Raw genomic sequence first — 18709 nt, 5'->3', positions numbered from 1 at the left:
GCACTCGTCCGATGATCGACCCAGAGGAGCCGCGATGCGTGTCGCACTGTTCCTGACCTGTGTCAACGACACGCTCTATCCGGACACCGGCCGCGCCGTGGTGAAACTGCTGACCAGGCTGGGCGTGGACGTCGACTTCCCGATGGGCCAGACCTGCTGCGGGCAGGCCCACTACAACACCGGCTACCGGCACGAGGCGGAGCCGCTGGCCCGGCATTTCTCCGATGTCTTCGAGGAGTACGAGGCGATCGTGACCCCCTCCGGCTCGTGCGGGGCGATGGTCCGGGAGCTGTATCCCCGCATGGGCGAGCGGGCCCGGGCCGAGGGGCGCGGGGACTCGCTGGCCCGGGCGCTGGCGCCGGTGGTGCCGAAGACGTACGAGCTGACGGAGTTCCTGGTGGACGTGCTGGGCGTGACGGACGTGGGGGCGTACTACCCGCACCGGGTCACGTACCACCCCACCTGCCACGGCCTGCGCGCTCTCGGGCTCGGCGACCGGCCGCGCCGGCTCCTGGAGGCCGTCAGGGGGCTGGACCTGGTGGAGCTGCCGGGTGCCGAGGAGTGCTGCGGTTTCGGCGGGACGTTTGCGGTGAAGAACGCCGAGGTGTCGGCGGCGATGGGCGCGGACAAGGTCCGCAACGCCGAGTCGACGGGCGCGGAGGTGCTGTGCGCGGCCGACAACTCCTGCCTGATGCACCTCGGCGGCACGATGACCCGGCTCGGCACCGGGATGCGGCCGGTGCACATCGCGGAGATCCTGGCGAGCACGGAGGAGGAGCCGGCGGCATGAGCGGAATCGGAACCGGCGGTACGGGCGGAACGTTCGTCGGGATGCCGGCCTTTCCCCGGGCAGCGCACGACGCCGTGCACGATCCCATCCTGCGCGGCAACCTGCGCCACGCCACCCACACCATCCGCGCCAAGCGGGAGCGCGCGGTGGGCGAGCTGGCCGACTGGGCCGAGCTGCGGGAGGCGGGCCGGCGCATCAAGGACCACACCCTGCGCCATCTGGACCGGTATCTGGTGGAGCTGGAGGAGTCGGTCACCGCGGCCGGCGGCACGGTCCACTGGGCCGCCGACGCGGCGGAGGCCAACCGGATCGTCGCCCGGCTCGTCCAGGAGACGGGCGAGTCGGAGGTCGTCAAGGTCAAGTCGATGGCCACCCAGGAGATCGGGCTCAACGAGGCCCTGGAGGCCGAGGGCATCCGTGCCTACGAGACCGATCTCGCCGAGCTGATCGTGCAGTTGGGCAGGGACCGGCCCTCGCACATCCTCGTCCCGGCCATCCACCGCAACCGCGGCGAGATCCGCGACATCTTCCGCTCCGAGATGAGCGCGTGGGGCCGCCCCGCTCCCGAGGGTCTCACCGACGCGCCGGCGGAACTCGCCGAGGCCGCCCGGCTGCACCTGCGGGAGAAGTTCCTGCGGGCCAGGGTGGGGATCTCCGGGGCCAACTTCATGGTCGCCGAGACCGGCACCCTGGTCGTCGTGGAGTCCGAGGGCAACGGCCGGATGTGCCTGACCCTCCCGGAGACGCTGATCTCGGTGGTCGGCATCGAGAAGATCGTGCCCACCTGGCGCGATCTGGAGGTCTTCCTGCAGACCCTCCCCCGCTCCTCCACGGCCGAGCGCATGAACCCGTACACGAGCATGTGGACCGGCACGACGGACGGCGACGGCCCCCGCACCTTCCACCTGGTCCTCCTCGACAACGGCCGCACCGACACCCTCGCCGACGAGGTCGGCCGGCAGGCGCTGCGCTGCATCCGCTGCTCGGCCTGCCTGAACGTGTGCCCGGTCTACGAGCGGGCGGGCGGGCACGCGTACGGCTCGGTGTACCCGGGCCCCATCGGTGCCATCCTGAGCCCCCAACTGCGCGGCACGGGAAGCGAGATCGACGCCTCGCTGCCCTACGCGTCGAGCCTGTGCGGCGCCTGCTACGAGGTGTGTCCGGTCGCGATCGACATCCCCGAGGTGCTGGTGCACCTGCGCGAGCGGGTCGCGCAGGGCGGCCCCGCGGTCCGCGAGGGCAACAAGGTGGTCCTCAAGCCCGCCAAGGGGCATGCCGCGGAACGGGCGGCCATGCGGGCCGCGCGCTGGACGTTCGCCCGCCCCGGCGCCCTGCGCACCGGCCAGCGCCTCGCCTCCCGCACCCGCCGGCTGCATCCCCGTACGCTGCCGGGTCCGGGCCGGGCGTGGACCGGCACCAGGGACCTGCCGGCCGTACCCGCCGAACCCTTCCGGGACTGGTGGCAGCGCACCAACGGTGGAAAGGGCGAGGCCAAGTGAGCAGCAGGGAACGGATCCTGGGCCGGGTGCGGCGCGCGCTGGCCGACGTGCCCCGGGACGAGGCGCCCTACGGGGAGGCCGTCGCGCGCGACTACCTGCGCGAGCACGGCGAGCGCACGCCCGGGGAGACGGTGGACCTGCTCGCCGAGAACCTGGCGGAGTACCGGGCGGTCGTGCACCGCTGCCCGGACGGTGAACTCCCGACGCTCATCGCCCGGTTGCTGGCGGACCGCGGGGCGGGCTCCGTGCTGGTGCCGTCCGGTCTGGAGCCCGGCTGGCTGGCGGAGTCGGACGTCACGCGGGTCGCCGACCGGGCCGGGAGCACCCCGGCCGAGCTGGACCGGACCGACAGCGTCGTCACGGCCTGCGCCGTGGCGATCGCCGAGACCGGCACCATCGTCCTCGACGGCTCCCCGGACCAGGGCCGGCGGCGGATCTCGCTCGTCCCCGACCACCACATCTGCGTCGTCCGCGTCCCGGACCAGGTCGTCGCCTCGGTGCCGCAGGCCCTGGAACGCCTCGACCCCACGCGCCCCCTGACCTGGATCTCCGGCCCCTCGGCCACGAGCGACATCGAGCTGGACCGGGTGGAGGGCGTGCACGGGCCGCGGACGCTGGAGGTCGTGCTGGTGGGCTGACGTCCGCGGATGGCGGGCGAGGAGGGGTCGGCGGGCGAGTGACAGGGAGCTGAACAAGCGCTTAGATAGTGGGCGTCCGGTTCGCGCCGCCCACCCCTGCCGGAGGCCCCGTTGTTCACGTCCGTCGACGACGTCACCGCCCGCCTCGCCGAGACCGGCTACCTGGCCTCGCCCGCCGTCGCCACGACCGTCTTCCTGGCCGCCCGGCTCGGCAAGCCGCTGCTGGTGGAGGGGCCCGCCGGCGTCGGCAAGACGGAGCTCGCCAAGGCCGTCGCCCAGGTCGCCGGGGCACGGCTGGTGCGGCTGCAGTGCTACGAGGGCGTCGACGAGTCCCGGGCGCTGTACGAGTGGAACCACGCCAAGCAGCTGCTGCGCATCACCGCGGGCCGGGGCGAGAGCTGGGACGAGGCCCGCACCGACATCTTCAGCGAGGAGTTCCTGCTCCCGCGCCCGCTGCTCACCGCCATCCGCGGCGACGAGCCGACCGTGCTGCTGATCGACGAGACCGACAAGGCCGACGTGGAGATGGAGGGCCTGCTGCTGGAGGTGCTCAGCGACTTCCAGGTCACGGTCCCCGAACTGGGCACGATCACCGCCACCCGCCGCCCCTTCGTCGTCCTGACCTCCAACGCGGGCCGGGAACTGTCGGAGGCGCTGCGCCGCCGCTGCCTGTTCCTGCACATCGACTTCCCCGCGGAGGAGCTGGAGCGTCGGATCGTACGGCTGAAGGTGCCGGACCTCGGCGAGGCGCTGGCGGAGTCGGTGGTGCGGCTGGTCGGGGCGCTGCGCGCGATGGACCTGCGGAAGGTGCCGTCGGTCGCCGAGACCATCGACTGGGCGCGCACCCTGCTGGCGCTGGGCGCCGGCACGCTGGACGAGCAGGTGGTCCGCGCCAGCCTGGGCGTGATCCTCAAGCACCAGGACGACGTGCTGAAGGCCGCCGCCAAGCTGGACCTGGACGCCCTGTGAGCGGTGTCGAGGGGCGGCTCACCGCCCTGGTCGGCGCGCTGCGCGGGCACGGGGTGCGGATCGGGACGGGCGAGACCGTCGACGCGGCCCGCGCCGTGGCGGAGCTGGGGTTCACCGACCGGGAACTGCTGCGCGAGGGGCTCGCCGCGACGCTGCTGCACGGGCCGGGTCAACGGGCGGTGTTCGATCCGGTCTTCGACCTCTACTTCCCGCGCGGCGTCGGCGGCCCCGACGCGGGGCCGGCGGACCGCGACACCCTGCGCGACCGGCTCGCCGAGGCACTGGCCGCCGACGACCGCGCTCTCCTGGCCCGGTTGGCGGCCGAGGCCGTGGACGGCTTCGGCGGCTACGGGAGTTCACCCGGGTCGGACGGCTGGTCGGCGTACCAGACGCTCGACCGGCTGCGCCCGCAGACCCTGCTGGCCCGGGTGCGGGCCGATGTCCGGGGCCGGAACGGGGGCGCGGGCTTCGCGGACCGGCTGCTGGACGACGAGATCCGGCGCCGTATCGAGGCCTTCCGGCGGCTGGTGGCGGCGGAGGCGCGGCGCCGGGTCGCCGAGCGGCGCGGACGGGACGAGATCGCCCGGCGGGCCGTCGCCCCGACCGCCGACCGGGTGGACTTCCTGTACGCGAACCGGGACCAGCTCGCCGAGCTGCGCCGGGCGGTGCGGCCGCTGGCGCGGAAGCTGGCGACCCGGCTGGCGGCGCGCCGCCGCCGTGCGGCGCGCGGCACGGTCGACCTGCGCCGCACCCTGCGCTCCTCGCTGTCCACGGGCGGGGTGCCGATGCGGCCGGTGCTGCGCCGACGGCGCCCGGTCAGGCCCGAACTGGTGCTGCTGTGCGACGTGTCGGGCTCGGTGTCGGGCTTCTCGGACTTCACGATGCTGCTGGTGCAGGCCCTGCACGACCAGTTCAGCAGGATCCGCGTGTTCGCCTTCGTCAACCGCCTCGACGAGGTGACCGGACTGCTCCGGCACGGCCACGCCGACCCGGACGGGCTCGGCGCCCGCATCCGCGCGCAGGCCACGCTCACCGGCTGGCACGGCAGCAGCGACTACGGGGTCGCCCTCGGCGAGTTCACCGAACGGTACGGCGGCGCGGCCGGCCCCCGTACGACGGTCTTCGTGCTGGGCGACGCCCGCACGAACATGAGCGACCCGAACCTGGCCGCCGTCCGCGAGCTGGCCCGCCGCGCCCGGCGGGTGTACTGGCTGAACCCCGAGCCGCGCGCCCACTGGGGCACCGGCGACTCCGCCGCGCCCGCCTACGCCGAGCTGGTGGAGATGCACGAGTGCCGCACGGCCCGGCAGCTCAGCGCGCTGATCGCCCTGCTGCTGCCGGTGTGAGGCACGGTGCCGCGGGGGTGGTCCGCCCCCGCGGTGCCGCTACGACTGCCGCTTGGCGTACTCGTTCGCCATGGTTCCGGCGAAGTCGAGCACCACGACCCGTTCGTCGCCCACCACCCAGGCGTCGTGGCCGGGCGGGCACACGAAGACGTCGCCGGGGCCGACCTCCCTCTCCGCGCCGTCGTCCATCCGCAGCCGCATCCGGCCCCGCACCACATAGCCGTTGTGGTGGACCATGCAGCTCTCGGTGCCCGCGATCGGTCCCACGCTCTGCGTCCAGCGCCACCCCGGTTCGAAGGTGCCCACGGCGAAGTCGAGCCCGGTCAGGTGCAGGGCGTCGAGGTGACCGCGGGGGAAGTCGCGCCGCTCGTCGGGCTTGTCGACCGCCTTCACTTCCAGCGTCTTCACTTCCAGCATGACGGTGTCCTCCCTTCCGGCCGCTGACCGCGACCGGGGCCGGCCACCGTCCCCCGGCGGCCTCGGACGGCACCGGCGCTGCGGCGGCGGCCGTACCCCACGCCTCCATCGTGGGTCCGGGCAGGCGGAGCCGCCATTCGGATGCGGCGGACAACGTTGTCGGTGGATTCGGTGGACATCGGCACGGACGCGCGGGCAGTGCCGGGGAGTTCGATCGGGCGAGGCCGGCGGGCCGGCGGCGCACCGTGCACTGCGGCCCTGGGTGCGCTTCGGCCGGCAACGGCCGGAAGAGCGCGGGCGCGCAACGCCTCCCGTGGTCGGCGGCGCGGACGGCCTCCCGCTAAGTTGGGCGGCATGAGCAACCTTGACCGCGCGCCCGCGCCGAGCCTGTGCGGCGGACGCGGCTTCGTCGTCGCCGAGCCCGTCCGCGAACTGCTGAGCCCCCGCCGGGTGAGGCTCGGCGAGTCCACCGAGGTGCGCCGGCTGCTGCCGAACCTCGGCCGGCGCATGATCGGCGCCTGGGCGTTCGTGGACCACTACGGCCCCGACGACATCGCCGACGAGCCCGGCATGCAGGTCCCGCCGCATCCGCACATCGGGCTGCAGACGGTCAGCTGGCTGCACGAGGGCGAGGTGCTGCACCGCGACTCCACCGGCAGCCTGCAGACGATCCGGCCCCGGCAGCTGGGCCTGATGACCTCGGGCCGGGCGATCAGCCACTCCGAGGAGAGCCCGAAGTCCCACGCCCGCTTCCTGCACGGCGCCCAGCTCTGGGTCGCCCTCCCGGACGAACACCGCCACACGGCACCGAAGTTCGAGTTCCACCCGGACCTGCCCGAGGTCACCGCGCCCGGCCTGAAGGCGACCGTGATCCTCGGTGACCTCGACGGTGCCTCCTCCCCCGGCACGGCGTTCACCCCGATCGTCGGCGCCGACCTGGCACTCACCCGGGGCGCCGACGTCCGCGTCCCGCTGGAGCCCGATTTCGAGTACGGCGTGCTGGCCATGTCCGGCGAGGTCCACGTGGACGGCGTGCCGGTGCTGCCGGGCTCGATGCTCTACCTCGGCTGCGGCCGCACCGACCTCCCGCTGCGCGCCGAGTCGGACGCCTCGATCATGCTGCTGGGCGGCGAGCCGTTCGCCGAGGAGCTGATCATGTGGTGGAACTTCGTCGGGCGTACGCAGGCCGAGATCGAGCAGGCCCGGGAGGACTGGACGAGCGGGTCGCGATTCGGGGAGGTGAAGGGGTACGACGGAGCTCCGCTGCCGGCACCCGAGCTGCCGCCGGTGCCGTTGAAACCACGCGGAAGGGTGCGCTGACCTGGGAAAGCTCGGATTTGAGGTCCAGGGCATTCGAGACCGTCTCTCGGCCTGTCGTCCCACGACGATCGCTGGTGGCACGGGCCCTTGAACGCTGCCTCCGGGACGCCTCCGAGGCTTCTCGCGTTTCCAAGGTCTGGTCATATGAGGGCAGCTTTGGCCGGACGAATGCTGACCCAAAGCTGACTTTACTGACAGGTATGCAGGTCGTACGCCGGGGTCTTGATCGGCTGCGCCACCAGGCTGGGCGCCATCCATGGACTAACCCGCAGGACCGGACTACCAGCCCGGCTTCCCGAATGCCGGGGTGATACCGAGACCCCGAAGTGGTCGGGGGTGCAGGCTCAGTCGGCCGTCGTGACCGCGTCCCTGATGAGGCGGCGGGCGGCCGCGTCGGTACGGGCGACGTCATGGGTCACCAAGCGGTCCTGGCACAGACCGCGCAGACCGGAGACGAGGAGCGTGGCCGCTGTCCGCGCCTGCTGTGGCGGGTGACCCAGCCGGACGTAAGCCGCGGCGATGGGGCCGATCATGACCTCGACGGTCTCGGCCGCGATGTCGCCGTACTGCTCGGGATCGGTGGCGGCCAGGCTGAGCAGCTGCAGCAGCATGCGGACCGGCCCGGACTGCTCCCCGACGGTCATCGCCTCCCACAGGGTATGAGCCGCCTTGCGCAGCCCCGCGCTGTTGCGGACGTCGTCGAACATCGCGTGCGCGTCGGGACGGCAAGCGGCCAGTGCCTGGGCCAGCAGGTTCTCACGGCTGCCGAAGTAGTACAGAAGCATGCGCTTGGTGGTGCCGATCGACTCGGCGAGCGGACTCAGCGACATCTGCGCGACACCGTGGTGCTGGAGATGGTTGACCACCTGCTTCAGCAGCTCGGCGCGCTTCTCGGCGTTGACGGGGCGAGGCACGCTTTGACTGTACCGATCGGTACGCGTAAGGTCCAGCAGACGTAAATGTGCCGATCGGTACGTTAATCGAGGTGGCGCCATGGCGACGGTCAGGCGCGGCACAGCCGAGGGAGGCGCCGTGGAACTGGTTGGATCGCGAACAGTGAGGGACCACCGGTACCGGAGAGGCCGCCAAGTGGTGACCGGGGGTCCGGTCGGCCAAGTGTGCCGCGGTCTCTGCGGCATGGCCCGCCGTGGCGGCCAGGGGGTGGTCCTGTGAAACACCGGATCGCGCGTCCCCGGGGCATATCCGTGGCCAGAGTCCTCGTCGAGACCCTCACGATCCCGGCAGGGCTCTTCCTCGGCCTGCTGTTCAGCTTCCCCATGGCCTTCCACCAGCCTCAGCCCCACCACGCCAAGCTCGTGATCGCCGATCCCGCGGTGGAATACAGGGTCGGCACCGCACTGCAGCGGCAGCATCCCGGCGGGTTCGACGTCACCGCCGTCCCGGACGCACGGGCAGCCCGCCGGGCGGTGCTGGACCGGGACGCCGCGGCAGGCTTCGCCGTCACGGGCAGACATGCCGCCGTGCTCTACGTGGCCAAGGCCAACGGCGCGTCCCTCGAGCAGGCGCTGACCAAGGGCTTCACCCAGCTCGCGGCGCACAACCACCAGAAGCTCACCGTCACGGACGTAGCCCCCACGGTCAGCAAGGACGGGTCCGGCGCGACCCTGGTCTACTTCGGGATCGCCTGGAACGTCCCCGGCTACATACTCGCCACGACCCTGCTGCGGGCGGTGACCTTCAACCGGCGCAACAAGCTCATCACGGTCGCGTGCGCCGCCGGGCTCTTCAGCGCCGTGGGTTTCCTCGTCGGCGTGGGACTGGGCTTCTTCCCCAACGCCCCCACGGCCCTGGCGATCGCCTTCCTGCTCACCACGGCCGTGGCCACGTTCTCCCTCGGCATGGCGCCCTTCGTCAAGCACTTCTTCCCCCTGGCGGGTCTGGGCCTGTACGTCGTGCTGAGCGTTCCCTCCAGCGGCCTGGTCCCCGTCCAGCTGCTGCCGGGGTTCTTCCAGGCCCTGCACGCCGTCATGCCGCTGGGCAACGCGGTCGACGCCCTGAGAGGAGTGCTGTACTTCGACGGCGCCGGGGTGCTGAAGCAGGTCCTCGTCCTGTGCGGGTGGATCACCGCGGGTACGGCGCTACTGGGCCTCGACGCCTGGCACCACCACCGCATGGCCGTACGACGGGGAGCGCAGGACGAGACGCAGGACATTCCCGAACCGCCGGTGGAGGACCCCTCCCTGGAGACGCCCACACCCACCGCGCTACCGGTCCACCCCCACCACTTCGGCGAGCCGTTGCCGATGCTGGAGGGCGCCGTCTACGACGGCGAAGAGCAGCCCGTCCGCCATGCCGCGGTGACCGTCATGGACACCGGCGGCCGGCAGTTGGTGCGGACCACGACGAACGCGCGCGGCGAGTACGCCGTGACCGGACTGCCCGAGGGATACATCAGCGTCGTCGTCTCGCACCCCGGCCGAGACCCCCTGGTCCACCAGAAGCTGCTGCAGTCCGGTGTGGCCGTCCGGGCCGACTTCACCCTGCACGACCGGCGCAACGGCACGTCAGTCCGCGCGGGCGCTCAACGCCTCGACCTCGGACACGCGAGACACGGATCCTGAGACCACACGGATGGCGCCAGCCGGGGCCGACGAGGTCGATGCGCCCTGCTCGATGCACACCGCGACGATCTTGGTTTCCCGGGAAGCCGCCGCGTCGCCTGACGGTGGCCCCCGGCGCCATCGCACGGCTGGAGGATGTGGCCGAAACCATCGCTCTCTTTGCTGGACGTAAGCGGAAAACAAGAACGCCGGGATCGGCAGCGGCCCGGGCTGAAGGGGAAACACATGTCTGACAAGAATCACGCCACGGTGGCGGTCACCGGGGTGACCGGTGCGCTCGGCAGCCGGATCGCGGCCCGACTCGCCGACCACGGCGTCCCGCAACTCCTCGTCGGACGTACTCCCGACCGCATGCCCGAACTGCCAGGCGCCCAGCGACGCGGTCCGGCCGCCTACGCCGACGCCGCAGACATGCGCAGGGCGCTCCAGGGCGCGTCGACCCTCATCCTGGTCTCCGGACACCGTACGGGTCGCCGGCTGGAAGAACACGCCACCGCGGTCGAGGCCGCGATCGCGGTCGGCGTGGGCCGAGTCCTGTATGTGTCCCTCGTCAGCGCGGCGCCCACCGCCACCCACGTCAACGCCCGTGACCAGTGGCTGACCGAACAGTTCCTGGCAGGGACCGAGATCCGCCACACAGTGCTCCGGGCGGGCTTCTACGCGGCGACGCCTGCCGCCCTCGCCAACGAGGAACTTGTCGTAAGCGGCCCTGCGCCGACAGGCCGGGCCGCCTTCGTCACCCACGAGGACATCGCCGACGTGATCACGGCCGTCGCCATCGAGGACGGTCCCCGCTCCGAGCACGACGGCGCGACCCTGGAGATCACCGGGCCCGAGGCCCTGACTCTCGACGAAGCTGTCACCCGGATCGCCGCAGCCACCGGTCGGCCCTACCGCTACGAACCCGAGACCCTCGAGGAAGCCTTCGCACGGCGATGGCGGCTGGGTATGAGCGGGGAACAGATCGAGACCTGGATCTCGTGGTATCAGGCGATCGAGAGGGGCGAGGTTTCCGTGGTCACCGACGTGGTTCCTCGACTCACCGGCTCACCGGCGACTCCGATCTCGAACGCAGCATGGTGGCCCGCGCCGAACACCGCCCGGGGTACCGCTGAGTTGAGGCGGAAGCACAGCTAAGGCGGCGCCCTGTGTGGTGAGGCGGTCGTTGGACTGTGCATGAAGCGGGATGAGTTGGGCTGTGCCGGACGGTCTATTGGGGATCGCAAAGCCGCTGATCCCGTGGTCGAAGGTGCGGCCTCAGGGTGGCGGGACGCACGACAATCGACGGTGCCGCGAAGTACTCACACAGGTGGTCGGCGGCGCGCACGAGATCGTCGGAGCCGAACCTGCTGCCGGGCGCAAAAGCTTCTCGTGGAAGGACTACCGCGACCTGATCAAGACCGCCCGCCAGCAGCTTGGCGGCCCGATCGTGCTGGTCTGGGACAATCTCAACACCCACCTCACCGCCGGCATGCGCCGCTACGTCGCCGACCGCGACTGGCTCACTGTCTTCCAACTGCCGCCCTACGCACCCGACCTCAACCGTCGAGGGCATCTGGTCCGTCCTACGAGGCACCACCGTGGCCAACCGCGCCTTCGCCGACCCAAATGACTGACGACATCACGCATTCAAGGTCAGGTAGATCTGTCGCGATGCCCACAGAGAGCTTTGCGCCAGGAGTGCTGACTGCGCAAGGACCGCTCACTAGATTATGCGATGCACAGCGAACACTGATGGTGTTGGTATTTAGTTCCCGATAGAAGCCGGGGATGTTTTGCACGATGAGCGGTATTGACAGTGCCCTGAGCTCTACGCCAGCCGAGTCCCAACCTTCCTCGTCTTGTCACACGCGCATCCGGAGTGTGCCACCACCGATCTCGACTCTCCGAAGTATGAGCCAGGCCAAACATTCACAGACGGACTGGAGTCCTGGCTTTCAGCGTGGCTGGCAGTCGACCAGGAGAATCACTGACATAAAATGCCATTCACCCATCCCTTCGTTGAAGCTGATGAGCCGACAATGATTGACACCGTCATCTGGTTGATCGGATTCCGCTACCACGTTGCCCCCGATCGTATGATTCGGTGCTTCTACCTGGTCGACAACGCCAGGCACCAGCAAGAGGCTCGGCGGAGCATCGCGGACTTCTACGATCTGCACCACCGTCCCGACCTTCAGGACGTCATGCCGTTCCTGGACGAGGACGGTGTCCGGCGGTCCATGACATGGTTCCAGCACCGCTCCAAGGAGGACCTGCTGCGCAAGCGGCGCTACCGGGAGACGGTGCAGCGGGAACTGGGCGACGGTGCGATCCCGCGCACGCCGGACGTCAACAACTACGTCCTGCTGACCTACGTCGACGACCCCGAACCCTGGAGCAGCCAGCCCGTCGGGACCGACGGGCGGGACCTCACCGGTGGGATCCTCGACTTCTGGAACGTGATGCCGGACGGCGACCTCAACGCGACGCCGGCCTTCGTCGACCCGCAGGCGGACCGCTCGCGCGATTCCGCACGGGTCATTTCCCCCGCACTGCCGGTGGTCGCCACCTCGGACGAGGGCATCGCCGTGCGGGGTGTGAAGTCGATCAGCACCGGCGCGGCCTTCGGGGACTGGATCCACATCGGCGTCTTCTACCGCCCCGGCATCGTGTCGGAGCAGATCATCTACGGGGCGGTGCAGCCCAACACCCGGGGTCACCATCATCTGCCGCGAGAGCAACGTCCGCGACGGCGAGGAGGTGGAGCACCCGCTCGCCTCGCAGGGTGACGAGCTGGACAGCATCATCGTGTTCGAGGACGTGCTCATCCCCTGGAACCGGGTCTTCCACATCGGCAACCCCGAGCACGCCTCGCTGTACCCGCAGCGCTGCTCATGTCGGAGTTGCCGCGCGATCTGGACTGGACCGCGGCCGATCTGCTGCGGGTGACCGTCGACACCGTGCTGTACGGGGCGATCCGCCCGACAGGCCGGGGCATCGACGACGAACAATCCCGGGCGGTCATCCCGACGGCCCGCGACGACGATCAGGAGGTAGGCCCATGACCGGGACGACCGGCAGGGTGGCACTGGTGACGGGGGCCAGCAGCGGAATCGGCGCGGCCACGGCGCGACTTCTGGCCGCGCGAGGAATGCGCGTGGTGGTCAACTACCTCCGCAACACCAAGGCGGCCGAGGAGGTCGTGGCCGACATCGAGGCCGCGGGCGGCCAGGCCATGGCCACGCAGGCCGACGTGCGCGAGGAGGCGGCCGTCGAGAGCATGGTCGGACAGGTCCAGGCAGCTTGGGGCGGCATCGACGTGCTCGTGCACAACGCGCTCATCCCGTATGCGGTCAAGCCGTTCGAGGACATGACGTGGGAAGAACTGGGCGGCAAGATCGACGCCGAGATGCACGCGGCGTTCGCGGTCACCAAAGCCGTACTGCCCACGATGACCGAACGAGGGTGGGGACGCCTCATCTATATCGGCACCGGACTCAGCCGCCTGCCTCGGGCGGGCATGATCGCGCTGGGCGTTTCCAAGGCCGCACTCGAGCAGTTCGCCCGGTATCTCGCCCAGGAACTCGGCCCGCAGGGCATCACGGTCAACGTCGTCTCGCCCGGCCCGGTGGAGTCCCGCACCGCCGATGCCGTGCTCGACGACGCGACGAGGCAGCGGCAGGTGGCCGCCACCCCCTTGGGCCGCCTGGCCCACCCGGCCGACGTCGCCCAGGCGGTCGCCTTCTACGCCGCCGAGGACAACTCCTTCATGACCGGTACCACGGCCGCGGTCAACGGCGGCCTGGCCATGTACTGACGCCCCGCTGACCTCCACACACACGGCCGAACCCTTAAACGATCAAGGAAAGACGTTCATGCACACGATCGACCTGGCCTACGTCGGACGAGGCCTGCACGAGGAGCTGGCCGCCTACATCGCCGACCAGCAGGACTACTACGCCGAGGAGGGTGTCCACGTCGCGCTGCGCGACGGCTGCAACTGGGACGTGGAACGGCTGCGCCGCTGCGCCACCATCGGGCTCGGCCGGGCACTGCTGTCACGACTGACCGACGGCACCCCGTGGGTCGCACTCAGCGCCAACACCCACCGCCCGCTGTTCTGGTTCCTCGCCCGCCCCGGCCTGACCTCCCTGGCCGACCTGGCCGGGCGACGGCTGGCGGTCCACGCCCCGCACACCCCGCCCGGCGCATTCGCCCGGATCGTGCTGCGAAAGGCCGGCCTTGACCCGGACCGTGACGTGAAGACCATCGTCCGCTCGCCCGGCGACTACGGTATGGATCTGCGCCGGCTCAACGATGGCAGCATCGACGCCGCCTACGTCGGCAGCACCATGGCACCGGAGGCGGTGGCCGCCGAGCACGGCTGGCAGGTGCTGGCCTGGGTCGGCGAGCACTTCCAGATCCCCACCGTGGGCGTGGCCGTCGACCCCACCTACATCTCACCGGACGACCCTGCGGTCCTGGCCGTCGTACGAGCCCACCGGCGCGCCCTTCAGGTGATCCACGACGACCCCGACACCACGGTGCGCCACATGCAGACGTTCCTCGGCGGACAGACCGCGGAAGAGGCCCGAGCCCACTACGACACGTTCATCGCGCCGTACTTCACCACGGACGGCCAGGCCGACCTCGCTGTCGGCGACAAGGCGGTCACCGCGGTCGCCGCCGAACTCGGCGTCCCTGCCACCGTCACCGCGGCCGAGTTCTACCGCACCGCGGCCACAGCGTAGGCATGAGGAGTCGAGTTGCAGCGTGCGAAGCCCTGGGCCTGCAGGCCGGCGGCGTCACTCCGGTGACCGCGACCGCGGCGTGGTTCCTCTCAGGTATGGGTTTCCTCCCTACGGGCCACCGTCGATCAGGGCCCTTCCGCCTCCGCGGTCTTCCACTGGCGACCAGCACAACGGTCACGGACTACGCCGAGGCCGCCTTGGAAGTGCTCACGCCGGTCGTGCGGAAACCGGCCCGGAACGCACCAGGTGTCACACCCAGCTGCCGTAGAAACGCTCTGCGAAGCGACTCCGGAGAGCCGAACCCGGTGCGCCGGGCTACCACAGCCATGGGGTCATCGCAGGTCTCCAGCAGCACCTGGGCTGCGGGGCTCTCGGCGACCGCCTCCGGGAGCCGGCGGAGTACCTCTTGGCGGCCGTGCGGGGCACGGGAGCGGACGCTGAACTGGGACGGGCCACCCGGTCGTTGCATGAACACGACCATGTCCTTGGCGACCGCCCGAGCGACCTCCGCGCCGTAGTGATCTCCGACCAGCGCCAGCGACAGGTCGGTACCGGCGCTGACGCCCGCCGATGTCATCATCCGCCCGTCCCGCACGAAGATGGCGCCCGGCTGGACCTCCACGGACGGAAAACGCAGAGCCAGCTGCTGCGAGTTCCGCCAGCACGGCACGACGGCCGTCCAGAAGTCCGGCCGCGGCCAGCAGAAACGCTCCCGTGCACACCCTTGCCGTACAACGGGCCTTCTCATTCAGCTACTGGACGGCATCCAGGAGGGCGTCGTCCTTGATCAGCGTCTCCCAATCCGGACCGCCCGGGATCACCAGAACGTCGCACGACTCACGTACCTCATCGACACGCAGGTCAGCGCTGAGGCGGGTCCCGGCGGAGGTGAGCACCTCCGCCCCGTCCTCGGACGCGAGGCTGCACCCGACAGCGCCCGCCGAACTCGTTGGCCGACGTGGCGAACTCGACGGCGCCCGGCAGGCGAGTGACCCACCTCACGACCGAACGGGACCTGAGGGAGGCACTTCGGGCCGGGAGCCTCCGCAGCGCCTGCACGTGCAAATCGGCTCGGTAGCTTCGATGTCAGCAGTCCTACCCGCACGGTCGGGGTGGAGCGGTCGCGTGGCTGCGACTCCGGCTCGGTCGACCGCAGTCGAGGCCCGTGTGGTGTGCGACAAGAACCTCGCAGCCCGGCCGAGACTCGGACCGCGGAGAAGGAGCCGCTGGCACGCTTCCGCAGTGGGAGAAGGCGTTGCTGACAGCGCAGGTACGCCACACCGGTCACCCCGCTCAGGGGGCACGGTGCGGCGCAACCCGGGTGCGAAGCGCCCGCTGAGCGGGCGTCAACTTACGCCAGAGACGAGGTCGGTTGATCTGGCCGAACAGGCTAATCCAGGCGGGATACCTGATAGTGGCCGATGGACCAGTCGTCCCCTGTGCGGACAACGAGGACGGAGAGTTTCACGTCCAGCGGGGGCCGGTCCGTGAACGAGAACTCGACGGCGAGGTAGCCGAGGACGAGGTCGTCGGCGTGCCGCCTGGTCTCAAGGATCCGGTATGCCGCCTTCATGCCGAGGGGCTGGGAGTCATAGTAGTCGGCGACGCCGTGCCGTCCGACGCTGTAGGGGTGCAGCCCCTGGAAGACGGCGTCCTCGGTGAAGAGGGCGGCGACGCGGTCGGGCTGGTGCGCGTCGACCGCGGCCTTCCACTGGTCGAGCACTCCGCTCAGGATCTCCGCGTCGTCGGTCGTGGCGGTCATGTCCACTCCTTGGTCCAAGACTCGGTGTACGGTCAGTGTCCGGCACTCATGCCGCCGTCGACGTGCAGGATCTCGCCGGTGACGAAGGGCGCCTTCTCCAGGTAGAGCACGGCGTCGACGATGTCGCTCACTTCACCCATCCGGTCGACCGGGTGCAGGGCGGCGAGGAACTCATGGGTCTCCTCGGGGTGCATGGGGGTCTTGATGGTGCCCGGCGACACCGCGTTGGTGCGGATGCCACGGCGGGCGTACTCGATGGCGAGGGACTTGGTTGCGGACTGCAGGCCGCCCTTGGTCAGAGAGGCAAGCACCGAGGGCACCCTGGAGTCAGCGCTGTCCACCAGGCTGGTGGTGATGTTGACGATGTGACCGCCGCCCTGGGCGAGCATCTGCTCGACCGCCAGCTGAGTGATACGGAAGAAACCGTTCATGTTCACGCCGATCACGGCCGCATAGTCGTCGAGGGTGTAGTCGGTGAAGGGCTTGGCGACGAAGACGCCCGCGTTGTTCACCAGGGTGTCGACCCGGCCGAACCGCTCCACCGCGGCGGAGATGACACGGCGGGCGGTGGAGTGATCCACGACGTCCCCCTGGACGGTGACGACCTCCGCGTCGTCCGAGGGTGCGATGGTGCGGGAGGTGGCGACGACCGCGTACCCGAGTGCGCGGTAGCCGTCCACCAGTCCGGCGCCGATGCCCTGTGACGCGCCGGTGATGACGGCGACCTTCTGCTGCGCAATGCTCACGGTGATCTTCACTTTCGAGGTGGGAGGACTGTTCCGGACCGGTGAAAGGATTACTAGCCAACCGGTCGACTACTCGACGATAGGCAGCCGTGCGCCCGCGGGGCAACGGTTGGCGGCCCCTCCGCTGGGACTCGATTCCTCCCGTCTGGGAGGCCGTGGCTCTCAGTGCAGGTGAGGACGTCGCAGGTAGAGGACCACGGATTGCGTCGGCACCCGACGGATCGCGTCGATGCCGGGGAACGGCGGCTTCCGTCGGCGGGGACTCGGTCTCTACTGTCGGTACGGGTCGCCGGCGGGCAGCCAGGCGTCGGCGGCGTGTATGCCGAGGTCTACAACGCCGTCACACAGGGTCCATGGCAGCGATGACCGCCGCGCGTGCCTCGTCCTCGCGTCGGACGAGGGACCAGGTCCAGTAGACCTCGGGGGCGACGACGGGGCATCGCACCAGGTCGCCGGGAGCGCGCAGGTCTGACCCTTGGGCGAGTTGATGATCGGACGGTCGCTACGGCGGACCGAGAGCGGGGATGCTCAGTGCTTTACGCAGCTTCGCGGGGTCGCGACCGGAGAGGTAGAGCAGCGCGTCGATCTCGGCAACGCTGAGTTGCAAGCGCGCCTGAGGCCCGTCCAAGTGGCGGGCTGGAAGCCCTTGCCTCCCAGCAGGGAGTAAACAGGTCGTAGTCGCGGTACGACTCGAAGGCGCACGACGATCCCAGGCAAATCCGACGGTTCGCGGCCCGACCCCTGCTACGACCGGCTCGCCGACCGCTTCGGAGCATTCACCGACCAGCGCTCGTAGGAGTGCTGGCGTCTGCGCCGCGCACGGCCCGGAGCCACCCCATGAACCACAAACGCCCCGGACGAAGCCCGACCACCGTGACGGTATTCGTCTTCACCCGGGGTGCGGCTCTTCGATGTGGCCGGTCCCATCGAGGTGTTCGCTGCGGCCAACGAGTTCGGCGATCAGTGTCAGGTTCGGATCGCGTCCGAGGGGTACGGTTGTGATCACCTCCGCCGGGACCCGCCTCGGCTCGCCCTCTGTAGGCCATGGGCTGGATTCGCCGCAGAAGCCGCGCCCAGGTGCCGTCCGCCGACCACAGCCGTTGGCGTGGAAAACGAGCAGATCAAGTGACATCACACGATCGGCCGGACGGCTCCTGGGTATCCAGTCCCGGACCGAGGTGCTGGCGCATCAGGGCCTGCGCGGTCGCCTCGGCGGCGGCGAACCTGGAGCGTCCGGCGTCGGTCAGGGTGGCCTCGACCGTCCTGCGGTCTCCGGCACGACGATGGCGATCAATCAGTCCGGCCGCCTGCAGACCCCGGAGGAGGTAGGACATCCGGTCCCCGGATTCCTGGAGGAACGGCGCCAGCTTGGCAACGGGCACAGATCCGCTCGCGGCCTCGGCGAGCGCGCCGAGAATGAGGTAGTCATGGAGCGACAGTCCGTGCTGCACCCGCAACTCACCGTGCACGAGACCCAAGGTCCGCAGGACCCCTGGAAACTGCCAGCGCGTGGTGTCCGACAAATCGTAGTCGATCATATTCCTTCCCAGGGGTCGGTTCTCCGGCCGCAAGCCCGTGGCCGCAGCATCACAACCAGGTCCCGTACGACGTCGATCCCGGGGCGGACGGACACGAAGCCCTCGGATCAGGACGGCGTCACCCGCCCGCACTCCGACTGTGGGACGACGGCAGGCAGCAGGCCGTCACCCGGCCGATGTCCTGATGTGAGGCCGTCGTGGCGCGCCCGACCATCCGTCTTCGCACTCCCGGCGTCCTAGCGTCGTCCGTGCGACGCGGTCGAACGGGTCGGTCTCCGCAACGGTTGCGAAGTCCTCGAACACCTGACACGCAGGCGGACGACCGCCGTAGCCGCGTCCGCCATCCCAAGGCTTCGCAGAGGAAAGAAG

Annotated in this window: 19 protein-coding genes and 4 pseudogenes; 14 read left to right on the top strand and 9 right to left on the bottom strand. The window is 70.3% G+C overall.

Going from position 1 to position 18709, the window contains the following annotated elements; genetic code table 11:
• The first annotated feature begins 34 nt into the window (after positions 1–34).
• From AQJ66_RS35740 to AQJ66_RS35720, 5 genes are all read left to right on the top strand, one after another.
• Positions 35–790 carry a (Fe-S)-binding protein gene (locus AQJ66_RS35740; RefSeq protein ID WP_061930842.1) on the top strand — a complete coding sequence of 252 codons (756 nt, stop codon included), beginning with the start codon at positions 35–37 and terminating at the stop codon, positions 788–790.
• Positions 787–2289, top strand: a complete 1503-nt coding sequence (locus AQJ66_RS35735) for a LutB/LldF family L-lactate oxidation iron-sulfur protein (protein WP_061930840.1) — start codon at positions 787–789, stop codon at positions 2287–2289. Before AQJ66_RS35740 ends, AQJ66_RS35735 begins: the two co-directional genes overlap by 4 nt.
• Positions 2286–2927, top strand: a complete 642-nt coding sequence (locus AQJ66_RS35730) for a LutC/YkgG family protein (RefSeq protein ID WP_061930838.1) — start codon at positions 2286–2288, stop codon at positions 2925–2927. The genes AQJ66_RS35735 and AQJ66_RS35730 overlap by 4 nt, the downstream gene beginning before the upstream one ends.
• 111 nt (positions 2928–3038) lie before the next feature.
• A complete protein-coding gene (locus AQJ66_RS35725) occupies positions 3039–3896 on the top strand; it encodes an AAA family ATPase (protein ID WP_061930835.1) in 858 nt (285 codons plus the stop codon).
• A complete protein-coding gene (locus AQJ66_RS35720) occupies positions 3893–5242 on the top strand; it encodes a vWA domain-containing protein (protein WP_061930832.1) in 1350 nt (449 codons plus the stop codon). The genes AQJ66_RS35725 and AQJ66_RS35720 overlap by 4 nt, the downstream gene beginning before the upstream one ends.
• A 39-nt stretch (positions 5243–5281) precedes the next feature.
• Here the strand turns inward: AQJ66_RS35720 and AQJ66_RS35715 are convergent, their stop codons facing one another.
• On the bottom strand, positions 5282–5659 hold the full coding sequence (locus AQJ66_RS35715) for a cupin domain-containing protein (RefSeq protein ID WP_061930829.1): 378 nt from the start codon (positions 5657–5659) through the stop codon (positions 5282–5284).
• A gap of 354 nt (positions 5660–6013) precedes the next feature.
• Here AQJ66_RS35715 and AQJ66_RS35710 point away from each other — a divergent pair, with 354 nt between their 5' ends.
• Positions 6014–6979, top strand: a complete 966-nt coding sequence (locus AQJ66_RS35710) for a pirin family protein (protein WP_061930826.1) — start codon at positions 6014–6016, stop codon at positions 6977–6979.
• 344 nt (positions 6980–7323) lie between these two features.
• Here the strand turns inward: AQJ66_RS35710 and AQJ66_RS35705 are convergent, their stop codons facing one another.
• Complete coding sequence (locus AQJ66_RS35705; protein ID WP_061930823.1) at positions 7324–7893, bottom strand: TetR/AcrR family transcriptional regulator; 570 nt, start codon at positions 7891–7893, stop codon at positions 7324–7326.
• Positions 7894–8184: 291 nt separating this feature from the next.
• On the opposite strand from AQJ66_RS35705, the gene AQJ66_RS35700 reads away from it, so the two are divergent.
• From AQJ66_RS35700 to AQJ66_RS35675, 8 genes and pseudogenes are all read left to right on the top strand, one after another.
• Positions 8185–9561 carry a carboxypeptidase regulatory-like domain-containing protein gene (locus AQJ66_RS35700; RefSeq protein WP_061930820.1) on the top strand — a complete coding sequence of 459 codons (1377 nt, stop codon included), beginning with the start codon at positions 8185–8187 and terminating at the stop codon, positions 9559–9561.
• Positions 9562–9720: 159 nt separating this feature from the next.
• Positions 9721–10698: an NAD(P)H-binding protein gene (locus tag AQJ66_RS35695; RefSeq protein WP_244163034.1), complete on the top strand. Its 978-nt coding sequence runs from the start codon at positions 9721–9723 to the stop codon at positions 10696–10698.
• Positions 10699–10747: 49 nt separating this feature from the next.
• Positions 10748–10840 (top strand): annotated as a pseudogene (locus AQJ66_RS41105) (IS5/IS1182 family transposase); the annotation flags it as partial.
• A gap of 75 nt (positions 10841–10915) precedes the next feature.
• Positions 10916–11162: pseudogene (locus AQJ66_RS38675) on the top strand (transposase); the annotation flags it as partial.
• A gap of 378 nt (positions 11163–11540) precedes the next feature.
• A pseudogene (locus AQJ66_RS35685) lies at positions 11541–12492 on the top strand (4-hydroxyphenylacetate 3-hydroxylase N-terminal domain-containing protein).
• Positions 12438–12608 (top strand): hypothetical protein, encoded by a 171-nt coding sequence (locus AQJ66_RS39820; RefSeq protein WP_208611535.1) that lies wholly within the window; start codon positions 12438–12440, stop codon positions 12606–12608. Before AQJ66_RS35685 ends, AQJ66_RS39820 begins: the two are co-directional and overlap by 55 nt.
• On the top strand, positions 12605–13360 hold the full coding sequence (locus AQJ66_RS35680) for an SDR family NAD(P)-dependent oxidoreductase (RefSeq protein WP_061930813.1): 756 nt from the start codon (positions 12605–12607) through the stop codon (positions 13358–13360). The genes AQJ66_RS39820 and AQJ66_RS35680 overlap by 4 nt, the downstream gene beginning before the upstream one ends.
• 58 nt (positions 13361–13418) lie before the next feature.
• Positions 13419–14294, top strand: coding sequence for an ABC transporter substrate-binding protein (locus AQJ66_RS35675; protein ID WP_061930810.1), 876 nt, complete (start codon positions 13419–13421; stop codon positions 14292–14294).
• A gap of 181 nt (positions 14295–14475) precedes the next feature.
• Here AQJ66_RS35675 and AQJ66_RS40510 read toward each other — a convergent pair whose 3' ends face one another.
• The 7 genes and pseudogenes from AQJ66_RS40510 to AQJ66_RS35650 all read right to left on the bottom strand — a co-directional run bounded on the left by AQJ66_RS40510 (position 14476) and on the right by AQJ66_RS35650 (position 18340).
• The gene (locus AQJ66_RS40510; protein WP_061930807.1) at positions 14476–14916 is read right to left on the bottom strand and encodes a helix-turn-helix domain-containing protein; all 441 of its coding nucleotides are present in this window, start codon (positions 14914–14916) and stop codon (positions 14476–14478) included.
• Between the two features lie 130 nt (positions 14917–15046).
• A complete protein-coding gene (locus AQJ66_RS40505; protein ID WP_244163033.1) occupies positions 15047–15190 on the bottom strand; it encodes a type 1 glutamine amidotransferase family protein in 144 nt (47 codons plus the stop codon).
• A gap of 494 nt (positions 15191–15684) precedes the next feature.
• A complete protein-coding gene (locus AQJ66_RS35665; RefSeq protein ID WP_061930804.1) occupies positions 15685–16056 on the bottom strand; it encodes a nuclear transport factor 2 family protein in 372 nt (123 codons plus the stop codon).
• 32 nt (positions 16057–16088) lie between these two features.
• On the bottom strand, positions 16089–16802 hold the full coding sequence (locus AQJ66_RS35660; protein WP_061930885.1) for an SDR family NAD(P)-dependent oxidoreductase: 714 nt from the start codon (positions 16800–16802) through the stop codon (positions 16089–16091).
• A gap of 270 nt (positions 16803–17072) precedes the next feature.
• A pseudogene (locus AQJ66_RS40500) lies at positions 17073–17315 on the bottom strand (LysR family transcriptional regulator); the annotation flags it as partial.
• Positions 17305–17409 (bottom strand): 3-alpha domain-containing protein, encoded by a 105-nt coding sequence (locus AQJ66_RS38665; protein WP_244163032.1) that lies wholly within the window; start codon positions 17407–17409, stop codon positions 17305–17307. The pseudogene AQJ66_RS40500 and the gene AQJ66_RS38665, both read right to left, overlap by 11 nt.
• A 514-nt stretch (positions 17410–17923) precedes the next feature.
• A complete protein-coding gene (locus AQJ66_RS35650) occupies positions 17924–18340 on the bottom strand; it encodes a MarR family winged helix-turn-helix transcriptional regulator (protein ID WP_061930798.1) in 417 nt (138 codons plus the stop codon).
• Positions 18341–18709 lie beyond the last annotated feature (369 nt).

The sequence above is a fragment of the Streptomyces bungoensis genome (assembly GCF_001514215.1).
GTDB classification, from domain to species: Bacteria; Actinomycetota; Actinomycetes; order Streptomycetales; family Streptomycetaceae; genus Streptomyces; species Streptomyces bungoensis.
The sequence above is the reverse complement of the archived record's forward strand: the minus strand, read 5'-3'. Positions and strand labels throughout refer to the sequence as shown.